15 protein-coding genes are annotated in these 17,730 nt (G+C 71.0%); 5 read left to right on the top strand and 10 right to left on the bottom strand.

Annotated features, from left to right (window positions below; genetic code table 11):
- Positions 1-24: 24 nt before the first annotated feature.
- From fabG to HL658_RS28670, 3 genes are all read right to left on the bottom strand, one after another.
- Positions 25-798: a 3-oxoacyl-ACP reductase FabG gene (fabG, locus tag HL658_RS28680; RefSeq protein WP_180285765.1), complete on the bottom strand. Its 774-nt coding sequence runs from the start codon at positions 796-798 to the stop codon at positions 25-27.
- A 134-nt stretch (positions 799-932) separates the two neighbouring features.
- Positions 933-2,063 carry a 3,4-dihydroxy-2-butanone-4-phosphate synthase gene (locus HL658_RS28675; RefSeq protein ID WP_343055378.1) on the bottom strand — a complete coding sequence of 377 codons (1,131 nt, stop codon included), beginning with the start codon at positions 2,061-2,063 and terminating at the stop codon, positions 933-935.
- 16 nt (positions 2,064-2,079) lie between these two features.
- Positions 2,080-3,717, bottom strand: a complete 1,638-nt coding sequence (locus HL658_RS28670; RefSeq protein ID WP_180285767.1) for an AMP-binding protein — start codon at positions 3,715-3,717, stop codon at positions 2,080-2,082.
- Between the two features lie 241 nt (positions 3,718-3,958).
- On the opposite strand from HL658_RS28670, the gene HL658_RS28665 reads away from it, so the two are divergent.
- Entirely contained in the window at positions 3,959-5,356 is a 1,398-nt protein-coding gene (locus HL658_RS28665) for an aminotransferase-like domain-containing protein (RefSeq protein WP_180285768.1), read from the top strand.
- 52 nt (positions 5,357-5,408) lie between these two features.
- On the opposite strand, the gene HL658_RS28660 is transcribed toward HL658_RS28665, so the two are convergent.
- From HL658_RS28660 to HL658_RS28640, 5 genes are read right to left on the bottom strand one after another with little or no spacing between them, the layout of a single operon-like run.
- The gene (locus HL658_RS28660; RefSeq protein ID WP_180285769.1) at positions 5,409-6,611 is read right to left on the bottom strand and encodes an acetyl-CoA acetyltransferase; all 1,203 of its coding nucleotides are present in this window, start codon (positions 6,609-6,611) and stop codon (positions 5,409-5,411) included.
- Positions 6,612-6,613: 2 nt separating this feature from the next.
- Complete coding sequence (locus tag HL658_RS28655; RefSeq protein WP_180285770.1) at positions 6,614-8,080, bottom strand: hydroxymethylglutaryl-CoA synthase family protein; 1,467 nt, start codon at positions 8,078-8,080, stop codon at positions 6,614-6,616.
- A 1-nt stretch (position 8,081) separates the two neighbouring features.
- On the bottom strand, positions 8,082-9,704 hold the full coding sequence (locus tag HL658_RS28650; RefSeq protein ID WP_180285771.1) for a rhodanese-like domain-containing protein: 1,623 nt from the start codon (positions 9,702-9,704) through the stop codon (positions 8,082-8,084).
- Positions 9,701-10,156: a MaoC family dehydratase N-terminal domain-containing protein gene (locus tag HL658_RS28645; RefSeq protein WP_180285791.1), complete on the bottom strand. Its 456-nt coding sequence runs from the start codon at positions 10,154-10,156 to the stop codon at positions 9,701-9,703. The genes HL658_RS28650 and HL658_RS28645 overlap by 4 nt, the downstream gene beginning before the upstream one ends.
- 5 nt (positions 10,157-10,161) lie before the next feature.
- Positions 10,162-11,319, bottom strand: a complete 1,158-nt coding sequence (locus tag HL658_RS28640) for an acyl-CoA dehydrogenase family protein (RefSeq protein WP_180285772.1) — start codon at positions 11,317-11,319, stop codon at positions 10,162-10,164.
- 130 nt (positions 11,320-11,449) lie between these two features.
- Between HL658_RS28640 and HL658_RS28635 the strand changes: the two genes are divergently transcribed.
- Positions 11,450-11,956 carry a flavin reductase family protein gene (locus tag HL658_RS28635; protein WP_180285773.1) on the top strand — a complete coding sequence of 169 codons (507 nt, stop codon included), beginning with the start codon at positions 11,450-11,452 and terminating at the stop codon, positions 11,954-11,956.
- Positions 11,957-12,019: 63 nt separating this feature from the next.
- Here HL658_RS28635 and HL658_RS28630 read toward each other — a convergent pair whose 3' ends face one another.
- Entirely contained in the window at positions 12,020-12,241 is a 222-nt protein-coding gene (locus tag HL658_RS28630) for an acyl-CoA carboxylase biotin carboxyl carrier protein subunit (RefSeq protein ID WP_180285774.1), read from the bottom strand.
- Positions 12,242-12,275: 34 nt separating this feature from the next.
- Positions 12,276-13,616 (bottom strand): acetyl-CoA carboxylase biotin carboxylase subunit, encoded by a 1,341-nt coding sequence (locus tag HL658_RS28625; RefSeq protein WP_180285775.1) that lies wholly within the window; start codon positions 13,614-13,616, stop codon positions 12,276-12,278.
- 193 nt (positions 13,617-13,809) lie between these two features.
- On the opposite strand from HL658_RS28625, the gene HL658_RS28620 reads away from it, so the two are divergent.
- From HL658_RS28620 to HL658_RS28610, 3 genes are read left to right on the top strand one after another with little or no spacing between them, the layout of a single operon-like run.
- Positions 13,810-15,348, top strand: coding sequence for an acyl-CoA carboxylase subunit beta (locus HL658_RS28620; RefSeq protein WP_180285776.1), 1,539 nt, complete (start codon positions 13,810-13,812; stop codon positions 15,346-15,348).
- A gap of 26 nt (positions 15,349-15,374) precedes the next feature.
- Positions 15,375-16,946: an FAD-dependent oxidoreductase gene (locus HL658_RS28615; protein WP_180285777.1), complete on the top strand. Its 1,572-nt coding sequence runs from the start codon at positions 15,375-15,377 to the stop codon at positions 16,944-16,946.
- The gene (locus HL658_RS28610; RefSeq protein ID WP_180285778.1) at positions 16,943-17,710 is read left to right on the top strand and encodes an enoyl-CoA hydratase/isomerase family protein; all 768 of its coding nucleotides are present in this window, start codon (positions 16,943-16,945) and stop codon (positions 17,708-17,710) included. The genes HL658_RS28615 and HL658_RS28610 overlap by 4 nt, the downstream gene beginning before the upstream one ends.
- Positions 17,711-17,730: the final 20 nt, after the last annotated feature.

Here is a 17,730-nt window from a genome sequence, read left to right as displayed (position 1 = left end):
GGTATCCTCCCAGGAATTTTGTCGTTACCGGCGCGTTTCCGGGCCGCCGCTCACATAGATGATCTGTCCGTTCACGAAGGACGCCGCCTCGCTGGCGAGGAAGGCGATGGTGGCCGCCACGTCCTGCGGCACGCCGACCCGGCCGACCGCGATGTTCTTGGCGCGCTGGGCCTTGTAGTCGTCCGGCTCGAAGCCCAGCCGGCGGGCGGTCTGCTGCGTCATCTCCGTGTCGATGAAACCGGGCGCGACGGCGTTGACGGTGATGCCGAAACGGCCCAGCTCCAGCGCCAGCGTGCGGGTGAAGCCCTGGAGCCCCGCCTTCGCCGTGGAGTAGTTGAGCTGCCCGCGGTTGCCGAGAGCGGAGGTGGAGGAGACGTTGACGATGCGGCCGTACTTCTGCGGCACCATCACCCGCTGGGCGGCGCGGGCGCACAGGAAGGCGCCGCGCAGATGGACGGAGATCACCCGGTCCCAGTCGTCGTCGCTCATCTTGTGGATGAGGTTGTCGCGGGTCAGGCCGGCGTTGTTGACGAGGATGTCGAGGCGCCCCAACTCGCGCACCACGGTGTCGACCATCCCGTCGACATCCTCGGTGCGGCTGACGTCGCAGGCGACGCCCAGGGCGCGGCGCCCGTGGCGCTCCGCGATCGTGGCGGCGGTGGCGCGCGCCGCGTCGCCGTCGAGGTCGCAGACGACCACGTCGGCACCGCCTTCCGCCATGTGGTCCAGCGTGGCGGCACCGATCCCGCGCACCGACCCGGTCACGAGCGCGACGCGGCCTTCGAATGGCTTGGTCACTCTTTCCTCCTCCCCTCCGCCGCAGGGTCCTGGCCGCCGCGGGGCAATCCGATAATCAGATACCAGCACAATCAGCGCACAATGTCATCATCATGTTTGAGCAATTGCGCCGATGCGGTCCGTGCGAAGCGGGTTCAAACCGACTCGCACGCCGCCACCGTCACGCCGTAGCGCTCCAGCGCGGCGGCGTCCTGACCGTGGCTGGTCAGCAGCGTTGCCCGGCCGATGCCCAGTTCCGTCAGGATCTGCGCGGCGATGCCCAGGTCGCGCGGGTTGCTGCCGCTGTCGTGGCGGCGGAGCTCGCGCTCGCGCAGATGTTCGGACGGGCTGGAGTTGTGCGCCTCGCGGATCAGGACGACGACGCCCCGACCCTCCCGCTCCATGCGCGTCATGGCGGCGTGGAGCTGGCCGCCGCGGGCGTAGTCGCGGTCGCCCAGGATGTCGTCGAGCAGGTTGACCGAATGCACGCGCACCGGCACCGCGTCCGCTCCACCCGGAGCACCCTTCACCAGCGCCACATGCTCCACGCCGTCGACGATGTTCCGGTAGACGATCAGGTGGAAACGGCCGCCGTGGCGGCTGTCCAGATCGCGTTCGACCACCCGGCGCACCAGCGTTTCCGTCCGGCGGCGGTGGGTGACGAGATCGGCGACGCCGGCCATCCGCAGCCCCAGCCGGCGCGCCAGCGCCGCCAGCTCCTCCGGCTCCGCGACCGCCCCGCCGTCCCCCATCACCGTGCAGACGACGCCGCAGGGACCGAGACCGGCGAGGGCCGCCAGATCCACCGCGGCCTCGGCTTGGCCGGGATGGGCGAGCACCCCGCCGTCGCGCGCCACCAGCGGGAAGACATGGCCCGGCGTGACGATGTCGGCCGGGTCGGCAGCGGGGTCGATGGCGACGGCGATGGTGCGGGCGCGGTCCTCCGCCGAAATGCCGGTCGACACGCCGTGCCGCGCCTCGATGGACACGGCGAACACCGTGTCCTGCCGGGATGCGTTCCGCCGCGGCATCAGCGGCAGGCCGAGCCGGGCCACCCGCTCGGCGGTCAGGGCAAGGCAGACGAGGCCACGCCCGTGCCGGGCCATCAGGTTGACGACCTCCGGCGTCGCCCGCGCCGCGGCGGCCACGAGCGCCCCGTCGAAGGCGCCTCCCCCTTCGTTGACGAGGATCGCCATGCGTCCCGCGGCAAGGTCGCAGAGCACGTCGGCGATGGGGGACAGGGGCGGCTGCGGGGCCGGGCGGGCGGGAGCGAGCGTGTCGGACACGGGGAAACACCTCCTGCTACAGCGACGAGCCGACATCCGGCCCCGCCGGGTCGCGGCCGAGGCGCCGCCGGGCGTCCTCGCGCAGGCGGAACTTCTGCACCTTGCCGGTGCCGGCGGTGAGGGGAAGCTCGTCCACGAAGAAGACGTGGCGGGGGATCTTGTAGGAGGCGAGCTGCGTGCGCAGGAAGGCGACCAGCTCCGCCTCGTCGGCGTCTGCGCCCTCGCTGCGGATCACATAGGCGATGCCGATGTCGCCCTGGTCGCTGTCGGGAATGCCGACGACAGCCGTCTCCGCCACTGCCGGGTGGCGGGCGAGCGCCATTTCGATCTCCGACGGCGACACGTTGAAGCCGCGGGTCTTGTAGCCGTCGCCCAGTCGCCCCTTGAAGACCAGCCGCCCGTCCTCGGTGAAGGCGCCGAGATCGCCGGTGCGGAACCAGCCGTCGCCGTGCATCACGCGCGCCGTCTCCTCCGGCTTCTTGTAATAGCCGGCCATGACGCAATAGCCTCGCACCCAGATTTCACCGGACTGGCCGGCCGGCAGCGTCTCGTAGCTGACGGGATCGACCACGCGCAGTTCCACCCCCGGCATGGGACGGCCCTGGGTGGTGAAGCGCGCCTCCTGCGGATCGTCCCAGCGGTTGCGGGAGACGACAGTGGTCGTCTCGGTCATCCCGTAGCCGGTCATCACCCCCGGCACCCCCATCCGCGTCGCCACGAGGTCGAGCACGCCGCGGTCGGCGCTCAGCACGAAGGCGATGCGCAGGGAGGAGAGGTCGTAGCGGTCGAGGTCCGGCAACGCGCAGATCTGGTGGATCATCGGCGGCAGCAGATGCGCCGCGGTGCAGCGCTCCCGCTGCACGGTGTCCAGGAAGTCGCGCGGCTCGAACTGCTCGCCCAGCACCACACGGCCGCCGCGGACCCAGAACTGGTTGACGCCGTTCATCGTCGCCATCGACCCGAAGAGCGGGATCGACATGTAGAGGCAGTCGTCCGGGCCGAGGTCGATGGGAATGCCGATGTCCCACCCCTTGCGCCACAGGCAATGGGTGATCATCGCCCCCTTCGGCAGCGCCGTGGTGCCGGAGCTGTAGGCGATCAGGGCCGGCCGGTCGGGGTCCGTCTCCATCGGCGGCACCAGCAGGCCCTCCGGCAGCGGTGCCGACCAGTCGGTGGCGCCGGGATAGCCGTCGCCCGGCGGGTCGCAGCAGAGGACATGGCGCAATTCCGGAAGCGACTCGCTCGTTCCCGCCGTCCGATCGGACAGCCAGGGACAGAGGGCGCCGAGATCGGCCAGGAAGTCGCGGTGCCCGTCGGGGCCCGGCACCAGCACGGCGCGGCTGTCGGACTGGGCGAGCTGGTAGGCCATCTCCGGCTGCTTCAGCCGCGTGTTCAGCATCACCGTGACCAGCCCCATCTGCGAGGCGCCCAGCCAATAGACGATGTGTTCCGGCCGGTTGGGCAGCCACAGCGCGATCTTGTCGCCGGGCCGCAGGCCGAGGGCCGCGAAGCGCACCGACGCACGGTCGGCCAATTCCTTCAGGTCGCGGAAGGTGAATCGCCGGTCGCGGAACACCAGCGCCTCGCGGGGGCCGTAGCGCTCCGCCAGCAACTCCAGGCTCTGCGCGTAGGTCTTCCCGACAAACTCGTTCACCGCCTGGACCTCCCTAGGATGTTGTGCTGTATTGTCTTTCGCCGGTCACCGCGGGTTTCCTGCCGGGAAACCGGCGATTGGTCCGGGCCGGCGGCGGGGAAGCTGCCGCCGGGCTGATCGGGGCGGTCACCTAATCCGGCTTGGTGCTTCAACGGACAGCCGATCTTGTGCTATTATTTTCCGATACAATCTACCTGTCAATGTCCGCAATCGCATCGGTGCAATCCCGCAGAAGGTGACCATGACCACTGAGACGATGTGGGTCCCCGACATCACCCGGATCGACGGCCCCCGCTACCTCGCGGTGGCCGCCGCCATCGCCAAGGCCATCGACAGCGGCGAGCTGGCGCCGGGCGCGCAGCTTCCGCCGCAGCGCGATCTGGCCGACCGGCTGGGCGTCACCGTCGGCACGGTCAGCCGCGCCTACGCGCTGGTCAAGAAGCGCCGGCTGGTCAGCGGCGAGGTGGGGCGCGGCACCTTCGTGGAGGGCGTGCGCCGGCCTGCCGCGGCGGAAGCCGCCAACGCCGACAAGACGCCGCGGGCGGTCGATTTCGCCTGCTTCCGGTCGCCGGTGGAGGGGCTGTCCGACCTGCTGGCGAAGGCCTTAATGCAGGTCGGCGAGCGGTCGGCGCTGCTGCCGCTCCACAAATACCCGCCGGGTGCCGGCTTCATGAGCCACCGCACCGCGGGCGCCGCCTGGATCCGCCGCTCGGGCCTGAACGTCGGGCCGGAGAACGTGCTGGTGTGCGGCGGGGCGCAGCAGGCCATCGCCGTGGCGATGCTGACCTTCGTCGGGCCCGGCGACATCCTGCTGACGGAGCGGGTGACCTATTCCGGAACGCGGTCGCTGGCGACGCTGCACGGGATCAGGCTCCAGGGCGTGGCGATGGACGACGACGGGATGCTGCCCGACGCGCTGGAGGAGGCGTGCCGCGCCACCGGCGCGCGGGTGGTCTATCTCCAGAGCCGGCTGCACAACCCCACCGGCATCACCATGCCGGCGGAGCGGCAGCGGCAGATCGTGGCGGTCGCCCGCCGTCTCGACCTCATCCTGGTCGAGGACGACGCGGTGGCCAGCGCCTCCACCGCCCTGCCGGAGCCGCTGGCGGCCCTGGCGCCGGAGCGAACCTGCTACATCACCAGCGTGTCGAAGAGCATCAGCCCGCTGCTGCGGCTGGGCTACATCGCGGTGCCGCCGCATCTGTTCGAGCGGCTGGCCGCCACCTACCACACCATGGCGCTGTCGGAATCACCGGTGGTGGCGGAGGTGATGGCGCTGATGATGAGCAACGGCTGGGCCGACGACATCGCCCGGCGCTATCTGGAGGAGATGGAGCAGCGCCATGCGCTGGCCCGCTCCCTGCTGCCCGGTGTGCCGATGCGGTCCAACCCGGCGGCCTTCTTCCTGTGGCTGACCCTGCCCGCGCACTGGTCGGTGGACGAGTTCGTGCCGGCGGCGGAGCGGGAGGGGCTGGTGCTGGCCTCCGCGGTGAACTTCACGGTGGACCGCGACCGGCCGGTGCACGCCGTGCGCGTCTCCCTCAACCCCAGCACCAGCCAGGAGGTGCTGCGCCGGGGCCTGACCACCCTGGCCGGCCTGCTGGCCGCCCGGCCCTACCCGAAGACGCCGGTGATCTGACGCCCGCCACCCGTACGCCCCCGTCGCCGGGAACGTACGGGCCGGGCGGCGGTCACGCGTCGTGCCGGCCGACCACGACCACGCTGCACACGTTCTGGTGCGGCGCGCCGCCCAGATTGTGGGTCAGGCCGAAGACGGGGTCGGCCACCTGCCGGGGACCGGCGCGGCCTTGGAGCTGGAGGTACAGCTCGTACAGCATGCGCAGGCCCGACGCGCCGATCGGGTGCCCGAAGCATTTCAGCCCGCCATCGATCTGGCAGGGCAGCCCGCCGGTGGAATCGAAGAAGCCGTCCAGCACGTCGGTCACCGCCCCGCCTTCGGGCGAGAGGTGCAGGTCCTCCATGGTCACCAGCTCGGTGATGGAGAAGCAGTCGTGCACCTCCGCCAGGCTGATCTGCGACCGCGGGTCGGTGATGCCCGCCTCCTTGTAGGCGCGGCTGCTGGCGATCCGGGCGGTCTTGAAATAGCTGCCGTCCCAGGAGTTGTGACCGGCCTCCACCCCGTTGGAGACGGAGAGCTGCATCGCCTTCACGGTGATGAAGTCCTTGCGGCCCATGCCGCGGGCGATCTCCGGCGTGGTGACGATGGCGCAGGCCGCCCCGTCGCTGACCCCGCAGCAGTCGAACAGCCCCAGCGGCTCGGCCACCATCGGGGCCTGGAGCACGGTGTCGAGCGTGATCGGCTTGCGCAGATGGGCCTTGGGGTTCTTGGCACCGTTGTCGTGGCTCTTGATCGACACGTGCGCCATGGCGCGCTTCAGATCCTCCGGCGCGATGCCGTGCTTGGCGCGGTAAGCGGCGGCGAGCTGGGCGAAGGATCCCGGGGCCGAGTAGTTGGCCCACCACATGGAGTTCAGCGCACCGCGGCTGCGCTGCGGAAGCCCGCCGTAGCCGGTGTCCTTCAGCTTCTCCACCCCCAGCGCCAGCGCGATGTCGCAGGCCCCGGCGGCGACCGCGTACACCGCCCCGCGCAGCGCTTCCGACCCGCTGGCGCAGAAATTCTCAACCCGCGTCACCGGGATGTAGGGGAGCCGCAGGCCGAAGGCGAGCGGGATGCCGCCCTTGCCCACGTGGATCTCCTCGATGGCGGTGGCGAGCCACGCCGCCTCGATGTCCTTGGTTTCCAGACCCGAATCACGCAGGCATTCGGTGTACGCCTCGACCATCAGGTCGTCGGCGTCGGCGTCCCACCGTTCCCCGAACTTGGAGCAGCCCATGCCGACGATGGCGACGCGATCCCTGATTCCGCTGGCCATGCTCATGCCTCCCCAGTGGGTGCGGGGGTCGCTTTCCAGAAGTAGCGCCTGAATCCGCGGTTGTCGTCGTAGTCCTTCACCCGGAACATCATGCGCATGGGCATGCCCACGGCGACGCTGCCGGGCTCCACATCGGTGAAGTTCGCCAGGAACCGGCCGCCCTCCGCGAACTCCACCATCCCGTAATGGGCCGGCGGATCGGGGGAGTAGGTCAGGTGGTCGGCCGACCAGGTGAGGATGCGCGCGGCGCTGTCGGCGAAGCGGTGGTCCTCCTGCGTGTGGAAGGCGCCGCAGTCCGGGTTCACGCAGACGTTGGTCTTCGGGAACTGGCAGGTGCCGCAGGCCGTGCAGCGCCCGCCCACCAGCCCGGTCAGCATGCGGCGGCGGCGGTAGAGCTGGGTCAGGGCGGTCTGGTTGTCCAGCTCCGCCCGCATGCCCTTGTCGCGCTCGACGAGGCCGTTGAAGGCCAGGAACTTGGCGTAGTTCGTCTCGGTCCTGCCGCGCGCCAGATGGCCGCGGATGCCGAGCGGGCGCGGCGCGTCGGCCAGCGCCGCGGCCAGCGCTTCGGTGGTGCGGAAGACCAGCGCGTCGCAGCCCTGGCCGAAGCCGGCCACCAGGATCCATTGGCCGGGCGTCGCCCGCTCGAGCGCGTCCACCAGCATGACCAGCGCGTGGGCCGCTCCGGTGTCGCCGCAGGTGGCGTGCAGCGTGTCGCGCACCGCGGGTTCCGGAATGCCCAGCGCCTTCGCCATCGAACGGCCGACCCGGCCGCCGGGGTTGGGCAGGATGAAGTGATCGATGTCCGCGGGGGCGAGGCCGGCCGCCTCCAGCGCCGGGCGGACGGCTGATGGGACCAGCTTCATGTAGCCCTCGTCCCGGATCCAGCGCTCCTCCCACACATAGTCGAACTCGCGGGTCTGGCCGCGGTAATGGTCGACGAAGTCCACGGCGGTGGAATGGCTGGCCCGCAGTTCCGCGACCACGCCCTCCGTGCCCAGCAGCAGGGCGGCGGCGCCGTCGCCGAAGGCCAGCTCCTGGCCGCCGGCGGCCTTGCTGCGCCGGTTCTCCGACGCGACGAACAGGGTGCTTCCGCCGCCGGCCGGCAGCGCCTTCAGCGCTGCGACCAGCCCGGAGGTGCCGGCGCGCTGGGAGGAGGTGACGTCCAGCGTCTCGATCTCCGGTCCGAGATCCAGCGCCTCCACCACGATGCCGGCGTTCTGCCGGTCGGCGAAGGGCAAGGAGGTGGAGGCGAGGTGCAGCGCCCCGATGCGGCCCCGCGACCCGCCCAGCGCGTCGCGCGCGGCCTCCACCGCCATGGTCACGCTGTCCTCGTCCCAGTTGCACATGGAGCGCTCGCCCTTGCCCTGGCTGCGCAGTCCGGGGGCGGCCCAGCCGTTCGTCTCCACCACGGCGCGGCGGCTGAGGCGGAGACGCGGTATGTACCCGCCATATGCGGTGATGCCGATCATGTCACGTGCCCTGCTCTGTTGCCGTTCCGCCGGCGCTTGGATCGGGGGCGCGGTGGGCGGCGGCGAGCTCCACCTCCCAGGCCAGATAGGCCCGCATGCCCTCGACGCCCTTGTGATAGGGCGGGTCCACCACATCGCCGGCGTCGTCCATGCCGGCGGGAAGGCCATGCTCCACCGGGTGGCCGCCATCGGCCCAGGCGGCGGTCCCCTCGCGCAGCGCGGTCGCGTTGCGGAAGCCCCGCTGCCGCAGCGTGGCGGCGGCCAGCAGCGCCTGATCGGGGTCGCGCGCGGTCACCACCAGCGGCGTATCGTCCGGCCCGATTCCGCTCGCGCGCGCTTCCAGCCAGCCGCGCGGTATCCAGCGCGCGCCCGGCAGATGCGCCTCGGCGTAGTGCCGGCTGGTGCCCACATCCAACAGGACGGGCGCCAGCCGGTCCCGCAACAGGACGGCCAGCGCGTCGGCGCCGATCTGCGGCACGGCGATGCGCGCCTCGCACAGCAGCGGCGACGGTGTGCGCCCGCGCCCGGTCTCCAGCGGCAAGCCCGCCGCCGTCCAGGCCGGCAGCCCGCCGGCCAGCACCGACACCCGCGCGAAGCCCATCCGGACAAACCACCAGGCGGTCAGCCACGCCCGCGCGTCGCCCTCGTCGATGAAGACGACCGGGGCGCCAGGCACGGCGACGAAAACGTCGGTGCGCTGCACCGCCTGGCCGCCCGGCAGCGCCACGCTGCCGGTGATGTGCCCCCGCCTGTACGCGTCCAGCGGGCGCACGTCGAACGCGTACATGAACGCGCGGTCGCGGTCGGCGAGCAGCGCGCGCAGGTCGGCCGGATCGACGGCGCGCACGCCGGCCTCCTCCGCCAGACGGCGGGCAACGGCGACGACCTGCGTGACGGAATCCGCGCCGGCCGGCGGCAGCACCCGGTCGGCCCCCGTCTCCAGCGCGTGGCCGGCGAGGCGCCAGCCCATGGTGCCGTTCTCCAGCGCTTCCACCGGGCCGAAGCCAAGGCGGCGCAGCGTGGCCGTGCCGATGATGCTGCGCGTGCGTCCGGCGCAGTTGACCACCACGGCGTCGTAGCGCCGGGCCAGCTCCTCCGCGTGCAGCGCGATGTCGAAGCTGGGGGCACTGTGGCCGCCGGGGATGCAGCCCTGCCGGTGCTCCTCCGGCGTGCGCACGTCGCAGATCACGATGCGCTCGCCGGCCGCCATGCGCGCGCGCAGTCGGTCGGCGGTGGTGTAGGGAATGCCCTCCTCGGCCAGGACCCGCTCGCCGAAGGCCTTGCTCGGCACGTTGGAGCCGGTCGCGACCGGGTGGCCGGCTGCGCGCCACGCGGTGATTCCGCCCGCCAGCCGACGGACATCGGCATAGCCCAGCGCACGCAGCGTTTCCGCCGCCAGATCCGCCCGCCCGTCATCGCCGTCGTAGAGCACGATCCCGACGGAACGGGTGGGGAGCAGGTCGGCGGCGCGCGCCTCGATCTGGCGCCGCGGCAGGGCGGTGGCGCCGGGGATGTGCCCGGCGTCGGCCTCCCCAGCCTCCCGCACGTCGAGCAGCGCCCAGTCGCGCCGTGGCCAGCCATCCACCAGCCGCCCGGCCAACGCCTGGACCGACAGCGCGGTCACGCGCCGCCCCCGCGTGCCGCGCGATAGATGGTGGTGCGGCGGTGAACGAAGACCGGCCGCCCCTCCGGATCGCTGCCGCGCACCTCCTGCACCAGCAGCTCGACCGGGCCGCTGCGCCAGTCCTTGTCGACCACCTCCACGAAATGCACGCGGCAATCGAAGCGGTCGCCGGCCAGGATGGGACGCTCGTAGTGGAAGGCCTGCTCGCCGGCCAGGATGCGGCGGCGGTCCAGGTGACGCGTCCACACCGGCTCCTCCGGCGCGCGGAAGCTGGCCGGGAAGGTGGGCGGGGCGATGATGCCGGGGAAACCGGCGGCGCGTGCCGCATCGGCGTCGACATACACCGGGTTGGGATCGCCGATGGCCTCCGCGAAGCGGCGGATGGCGCCCTTCTCCACCTCGACCACATAGGGATCGCTGACGGAGCCGATCAGGGAGCGGTCGATCTCCATGGCGGTCACCGGCTCTTCTTCCACTGGCTGAGCGGGCGGTCGAGGATCACCGAGGCGATCATGTTCTTGTGGATCTGCAGCGTGCCGCCGTAGATCGAGCCGCCGCGCACCTCCGCGTAGCGGTGGGCCAGCGGGTATTCCTTGGTATAGCCGTTGGCGCCGTGGATCTGGATGGCGTCGTCGCAGATCTCCTTGGCCGCCTGGGCCGTGTAGACCTTGGCGATCGAGGTTTCGAACGGCACCGGCAGCCCGTGCTCTCCGGCCCCGGCGGCGGCGCGGTAGGTGAGGAGCTGGGCCGCCTCCAGCTTCACCCGCATGTCCGCCAGCATCCACTGGATGCCCTGGAAATCGCTGATCTCGCGGTTGAACTGGCGCCGCGTCTTGGAATACTCCACCGCCATGCCGTAGGAAGCCTGGGCGGAGCCCAGCATGCGGGCGATGCTGCCCAGCCGCTCGGCGTTGTAGACGCTGATCAGCCGGCCGAAGGCGTTGCCGTCGGCGAGGATGTTCTCGCGCGGGACGCGGCAGTCGTCGAAATACAGCTCGAACAGCAGCTCGTCGGCCATGTTCAGCGTGCCGCGGCTGTGGCTGAAGCCGGGGGCGTCGTGCGGCACGATCACCGCGCCGATGTCCTTGGGCGAGCCGCTGTCGCCGAAGCGGCAATACACCACGGTGAAGTGGTTGTGATTGACGAAGCTGACGAACTGTTTCTTGCCGTTGATCACCACATGGTCGCCGTCGATGCGGGCGCTGGTGCGCAGCGCGGTGGCGGCGGAGCCCGCCTCCGGCTCGGTGATGCCGATGCCGATGCCGATCTCCCCCTGGCAGACACGGCCGACGAAGCGCCGCTTCTGCTCGTCCGTCCCCAGCTCGACGATGGCGCCGACGGCACCGGTGGAGGAGCGGTGGGACAAAGCGCCCAGCGTCGAGGAGCAGGCCTGGAGGTTCTGGATCAGCAGCACCGTGTCGAGCAGCGACAGCCCCACCCCGCCCAACGGTTCCGGCAGGTTGAGGCCGAGCAGCCCATGGTCCGCCATCTCCCGCCGCAGCCGGGCGATGCCTTCGCCGCTGTCGTCCTTGCACAGCTCGTGCAGCTTGCGCCGGTGGATGTCGTGCACCGAGTCCACGAGCTGCCGCTGCTGCTCGGTCAGTTGGAAGTTCATGGCGTTCCCTGCCCCGCAATGCGCAATCTGCGCTCATTGTTGCTTGATCAATCGCATCAATCAAGCCAAACTTCCAGCATCGTCGCTGTTACACTCCGGCGCGCCACGCCGGAGCACCGGAGGAGCAAGCATGGCCGCCATCGATCAGGACCAGTTCAAGCGCGGCATGCGTCTGCTCGCGGCCGGCGTGACGGTGATCACCACCGTGCGCGACGGCGTTCCGCATGGGCTGGTCGCCACCGCCGTCTGTTCGGTCTGCGCCGAACCGCCGACGCTGCTCGCCTGCGTGAACCGCGGTTCCACCGCCCATGATCCGATCAGCGACAGCGGGCGCTTTTGCGTCAATGTGCTCGAACAGCGCCAGCTCGACGCCGCCCGCCGCTTCGTGTCGGCGCCGCGCGGGGAGCGGTTCGGCGCCTTCTCGCTGTCCACCCTCGTCACCGGGGCGCCGGTGCTGGACGGGGCGCTGGTCAGCTTCGACTGCGAGGTGGCGGAGGTGGCGTCGGCCGGAACGCACACGGTGTTCTTCGGCCGCATCGTTGCCGTGCGCGTGTCCGACCCGCTGGCGCCCCTGCTCTACTTCAACGGCGGCTACGCGACGACCGCGCCCCTGCCGATCGAAATGCCCTCGCCCTGAGCGGCGGCGTTCCGGCCACATGGCCCCCACCCGCCCGTTGGCGCGGGCGGGTGGGGGCAGCCCCTACGTCCGCAGCCGCAGCAACGCCTGCCCCTGCAACACGGGCATGCCCTCCTCCACCAGGATTTCGGTGACGGTGCCGTCGGCCGGGGCGTTCATGGCGATCTCCATCTTCATGGATTCCAGCACCAGCAGCAGATCGCCGCCCGCCACCCGGGCCCCCGGCGTGGTGTCGATGGTGAAGACCACGCCCGCCACCTCGGACGTCACATCCAGTTCCGCCATACCTGGGTTCCCTTCCCTGTCCTCGTGTTTCGACTCACGCCGGCCGGGCGGCCAGCAGACCTGTATGGATGTCGCCCGCCAGCACCCGCGCATCCTCGGTCAGCGCGAGCAGGGCCGGAATGTTGGTGCTGATGCCCCGCACCGCGAAGGCCGCCAGCGCCTCGCGCAGCCGGCCGATGGCGACCGAGCGCGTCTCGCCCCACGCGATGACCTTGGCGATCATCGGGTCGTAATAGGGCGTGACCGTACCGCCCTCCGCATAACCGGTCTCCACCCGCACATGCTCCATCACCGGCGGGCGGAACAGGTCGAGCGGGCCGGGGCTGGGCAGGAAGCGGACAGGGTCCTCGGCGTAGACACGGGCCTCGATCGCGTGTCCATGGAGCCGCACACTGTCCGGCAGCACCGACCCGATCCGCTCCCCGGCGGCCAGCCGGATCTGCGACGCGACGATGTCGACGCCGGTCACCGCCTCCGTCACCGCGTGCTCGACCTGGAGTCGGGTGTTCATCTCGATGAACTGGTAATGCCCCGTGGCCGATCGCAGCATTTCGACCGTGCCGATGTTGTTGTACCCCAGCCGGGCGAGCGCCCGCACCGACGTGTCGGCCATCGCCTCCAGCTCCGCCCGTCCGATGCCGGGGGCCGCGGCTTCCTCCAGCACCTTCTGGTGCCGGCGCTGGACCGAGCAGTCGCGCTCGAACAGGTGGCGCACGGCGCCGTGGTTGTCGGCCATGATCTGGAACTCGATGTGGCGTGGCGCCACCAGCAGCCGCTCCAGATAGACGTCGGCGTTGCCGAAGCCGCGCTGCGCCATGGAGCGCGCGCGGACCAGGGCCTTGAGCAGTTCGGCGTCGTCCGCCGCCGGCAGCATGCCGACCCCGCCGCCGCCGGCCGCCGGCTTCACCAGCACCGGATAGCCGATGCGCCGGGCCGCCGCCAGGGCCTCGCCGTCGTCGGCCGGCAGCACGGCGGAGCCGGAGCCGACGGGAATGCCGGCCTCCGCCATCATCGCCCGCGCGCGGGTCTTGTGGCCCATGGCGTCGAGCCACCGCGGATCCGGACCGATGAAGGCGATGCCATGGCGGATCAGCAGCTCCGCGAAACCCGCATTCTCCGACAGGAAGCCGTAGCCGGGATGCACCGCGTCCGCCGCCGTCTCGCGCGCCACGGCCAGGATCGCGTCGGCGTTCAGGTAGCTGGCACGGGGCGGGGCGGGGCCGATGCACACGGCCCGGCCGGCCTCGGCCAGGTAGGGGGCGTCGCGGTCGGCTTCCGAATAGACCGCCACGGATTGGATCCCCAGCGCGTTCAGCGCCCGGATGATCCGTGCCGCGGCGGCGCCCCGGTTCGCGACCAGCACTCTGTTGAACATTCGCCGCCTCCCACTCGCGGGCATCGATCCCGGTCTGGGGCGGAGTATATTGTCCCATAGAGAAACGGTGCAACTCATATCAAATGGCTTGACGCACTATATATCAATGCACCAATCTTCCCTCACCGACACCCGACGCGCCGCTCCCGACGCCAGCGGGCCGACGGTCGAGCCAGCCCCAACAAGGCCCGTCATGGACGAACAACTCCTTTTGGAACTGAGGACGAGACGCAGCGAGGCGCGCGCCATGGGCGGGCCGGAGCGGCTGGAGAAGCTGCGCGCCGGCGGCAAGTTGAACGCGCGCGAGCGGCTGGACCTGCTGCTCGACCCCGGTTCCTTCACCGAGATCGGTGTGCTCGCGCGCAGCCAACATCCGGACCTGCGCGACCGCACACCCGCCGATGGGCTGGTCGCGGGATACGGCACCATCGACGGCCGCACCGTCTATGTGACGTCGGAGGACGCCTCGGTCCTCGCCGGCACCCGCGGCCGGGTGGCCGAGGCGAAGACCGTGCGCATCCGCGAGCTGGCCTTCCAGCACAAGAAGCCCTTCATCGCGCTGATGGAGGCGGGTGCGGGGCGCTTCCAGGAGAACAACGGCGCCATCGCCGCCGGCATCGGCAACCGGTTCCGCGAGCATTTCCGCCTGTCGGGGCGTGTGCCCCAGGTTGCCGCGGTGATGGGCGCCTGCTTCGGCGGCCCGGCCTTCACCGCGGCGCAGTCGGATTGCACCGTGCTGGTCAAGGGCACCGGCTTCATCGGCATGTCCGGCCCGCCGGTGGTGAAGGTCGGCATCGGCCAGGACGTCACCAACGACGAGCTGGGCGGTGCGGACGTCAGCGGGCGGCTGACCGGTCAGGCCGACCATGTGGCCGAGGACGACGCCGACTGCCTGCGCTTCATCCGCGAGTTCCTGTCCTTCTTCCCGTCGAACTGCTTCGAGGCGCCGCCGCGGGCGGAGCCGGTGCCGGCGGCCGTGGACACGCCGGAGGGGCGGAGCCGCATCCGCGCGATCGTCTCCGAGAACCACCGCCGCGCCTACGACATGCGCGAGGTGATCGCGCTGCTGGTCGACGGCGGCCACAGTTTCCCCTACCGCCCTCTCTACGGCCCCAGCCTGATCACCACCTGGGCGCGGATGGGCGGCCAGCCGGTCGGCATCATCGCCAGCAACCCCATGCAGATGGCCGGCGTCATCGACGAGAAGGCGGCGCAGAAGGTCCGCAAGTTCGTGGACATCTGCGACGCCTTCCACATTCCGCTGGTGTTCCTGACCGACTGCCCCGGCTTCCTGGTCGGGCCGGACATGGAGCGGCACCGCATGGTGTCGCTGGCGTCGCGCCTGCTGAATTCGGTCATCGCGGCGTCGGTGCCGAAGGTGACGGTGATCCTGCGCAAGGCGATCGGGCTCGCCTATCTGGCGCTGGGCGGCAAGACCATGAGCCCCGACGCCATCGTCGCCTGGCCAACCGCGCGCTTCGACGTGATGGGGCCGGCGGCCGGGGTGGAGCTGGTCTATGGCCGCGAGATCGCGGCATCCCCCGACCCCAAGGCCCGCCGCGCCGAGCTTCTGCGCGAGGCGGACGAGGCGGCAAGCGCCTATCTGGCCGCCGAGATGGCGCTGATCGACGACGTGATCGACCCGGCGGAGACCCGCGCGGTGATCCTCGGCGCGCTCGCCCGCTGCCGCGACCGGTCGCCGCCCGGCTTCAAGCACCGCATCGACCCGTGACAGAAACCACGGACAGGGAGACCGCCGTGTCGAACGTGGAGAGCTGGGATCTCGAAACCGACGTGGTCGTCGTCGGCTATGGCGCCGCCGGTGCGGTCGCCGCCATCGAGGCGCGCGACGCCGGGGCCGAGGTCCTGCTGATCGAGAAGATGCCCTTCCCCGGCGGCCTGTCCATCGTGTCGGCCGGCGGCATCCGCATCGGCTTCGACCGCGATCAGGTCCTCGCCTATCTCAAGGCGACCTGCGGCGGGCGCACGCCCGACGACCTGCTGGAGGTGCTGGCCGACGGCATGGTGGAGGTGCCGGACTACATCCGCCGCCTCGCCGCCGTCAACGGGGCCGAGGTGCGGGTGACGCCGGCGCTCGGCAACTACCCGCTGCCCGGCTACGAGGCGCTCGGCTACTGCGACATCGGCACCGTGCCGGCGCTGGAGGGGGCCGCCGGGCACCACGCGGTGCGCGGCATCAAGGCCGGGACGCGGTTGTTCAAGGTGCTGGAGGACAATGTGGAGGCGCGCGGCATCCGCGTGCTTTACCGGACGGCGGCGGATCGTCTGCTGACCGGCCCGGACGGCGCCGTCACCGGCCTGCGCGCCACGGTGGACGGAACCATGCGGCGCATCCGCGCCCGCCGGGGTGTGGTGCTCGCCTGCGGCGGCTTCGAGGCGAACGAGGAGATGAAGCGCCAGTATTTCCAGGCGCAGCCGGTGCTGGCCGGCTCCTTCCGCGGCAACACCGGCGACGGCATCGCGATGGCCCAGGCGGTGGGCGCCGACCTCTGGCATATGTGGCACTATCACGGCCCCTATGGCCTGCGCCACACCGACCCCGACTACCCCTTCGCCTTCTATCTGAAGGCCATCCCGATGTGGACGCCGGGGCGTTTGGACCGGCTGTCGAGCCTGGGCATGACCGATCCGGCCGGCGCGCCGGTGTCGCAGAAGGCGCTGGCGCGCATGGCCTGGATCCTGGTGGACCAGGGCGGCCGGCGCTTCATGGACGAATACCCGCCCTACCCCGGCGACACCGGCGTCCGTCCCTTCGACCAGTTCGACCCCAAGACCCAGCGCTTCCCGCGCATCCCGGCCTTCATGGTCTTCGACGAGGATGGGCGGCGGCTCTACCCGATGGGCCGCCCGGTGCACAACGACGCCGACGCGCGCTACGAGTGGAGCGCCGACAACCTGCGCGAGGTCGAGAACGGCATCTTCGAACGGGCGGACAGCCTGGAGGACCTCGCCGGCCTGATGGGGGTGCCGGCGCACGAGTTGGTGGGCACGGTGGAGCGCTGGAACCGCGCGGTCGCCGAGGGGCACGACGAGGAGTGGGGGCGCCAGCCCTCCACCATGCTGCCCATCGCCAGCCCACCCTTCTATTTCGGCCGCGTCTACCCGGTGGTCATCAACACCCAGGGCGGCCCGCGCCACAACGTTCGGCAGGAGGTGGTGGACCCCTTTGGCGACCCGATCCCGCGGCTGTTCGCCGCCGGGGAGCTGGGGAGCCTGTTCGGCCACCTGTATCTCAGCGGTGGCAATCTTGCGGAATGCGTCGTCGGCGGGCGGATCGCCGGCCGCAACGCGGCGGGAATGCCGTCTTGAGCGGGCCGGTCCTCCTGACGTCCGACGCGGATGGGGTGCGCACCCTCTTCCTCAACCGGCCGCAAGCGCTGAACGCGCTGGACCGCGCGCTGATGGAGGCTCTGACCACGGCGCTGGACGACGCCGACGCCGATCCGGCGGTCGGCGCGGTGCTGCTGACCGGCAACGGCACGTCCTTCTGCGCCGGGGCCGATATCAAGGAGCATGGCGGGCTGACCAGCACCGATCTGGTGCGTGAGCACGCTGGCCGCACCGCGGCGCTCTACCGGCGCCTCGCGCGCATGCGCACACCGACGGTGGCGGCGGTGCACGGCTACGCACTGGGTGGCGGCTGCGGTCTGGCGCTGGCCTGCGATCTGGTGGTCTGCGACGAGGGCGCGGTGCTGGGATACCCGGAGATCGGGCGCGGGGTATTGCCGGCGCTGGTGCTGCCGCGGCTCGTGCAGCTCGCGGGGGAAGCGGTGGCCTTCGATCTGCTGGCGACCGGCCGGCGGGTCACCGCGATGGAGGCGCTGGCGCTCCGCATGGTGTCAACCGTCCCCGCGGGCAATGTGCCGGCGGTCGCCCTGGACCGGGCGCGGCGGCTGGCCGGCCTCGATCCCGACCTTGTCGGCCGGCTACGCGCCCTGCTGCGCGACTGCGCCGGGCTCCCGTTGGAGGGTGCGCTGGACATAGCCAGGCAAGCCAACGAGGCCAGCCGGATCGCACGGCTGATGGGCACATTTTCGAAGATTGTACCCACGAATAAAGATTCATCTGCATAACTTTGTATTGATAACTGATT

The organism is Azospirillum oleiclasticum (assembly GCF_013423485.1).
Classification (GTDB): domain Bacteria; phylum Pseudomonadota; class Alphaproteobacteria; order Azospirillales; family Azospirillaceae; genus Azospirillum; species Azospirillum oleiclasticum.
The sequence above is the reverse complement of the archived record's forward strand: the minus strand, read 5'-3'. Positions and strand labels throughout refer to the sequence as shown.

What these genes read in the sequence shown, in the direction of transcription:
- HL658_RS28665 (WP_180285768.1), top strand. Translation starts at nt 3,959, where the DNA reads ATGACCACTGAGACGATGTGGGTCCCCGACATCACCCGGATCGACGGC.
- HL658_RS28660 (WP_180285769.1), bottom strand. Translation starts at nt 6,611, where the DNA reads ATGGCCAGCGGAATCAGGGATCGCGTCGCCATCGTCGGCATGGGCTGC.
- HL658_RS28655 (WP_180285770.1), bottom strand. Translation starts at nt 8,080, where the DNA reads ATGATCGGCATCACCGCATATGGCGGGTACATACCGCGTCTCCGCCTC.
- HL658_RS28645 (WP_180285791.1), bottom strand. Translation starts at nt 10,156, where the DNA reads ATGGAGATCGACCGCTCCCTGATCGGCTCCGTCAGCGATCCCTATGTG.
- HL658_RS28640 (WP_180285772.1), bottom strand. Translation starts at nt 11,319, where the DNA reads ATGAACTTCCAACTGACCGAGCAGCAGCGGCAGCTCGTGGACTCGGTG.
- HL658_RS28635 (WP_180285773.1), top strand. Translation starts at nt 11,450, where the DNA reads ATGGCCGCCATCGATCAGGACCAGTTCAAGCGCGGCATGCGTCTGCTC.
- HL658_RS28630 (WP_180285774.1), bottom strand. Translation starts at nt 12,241, where the DNA reads ATGGCGGAACTGGATGTGACGTCCGAGGTGGCGGGCGTGGTCTTCACC.
- HL658_RS28625 (WP_180285775.1), bottom strand. Translation starts at nt 13,616, where the DNA reads ATGTTCAACAGAGTGCTGGTCGCGAACCGGGGCGCCGCCGCGGCACGG.
- HL658_RS28620 (WP_180285776.1), top strand. Translation starts at nt 13,810, where the DNA reads ATGGACGAACAACTCCTTTTGGAACTGAGGACGAGACGCAGCGAGGCG.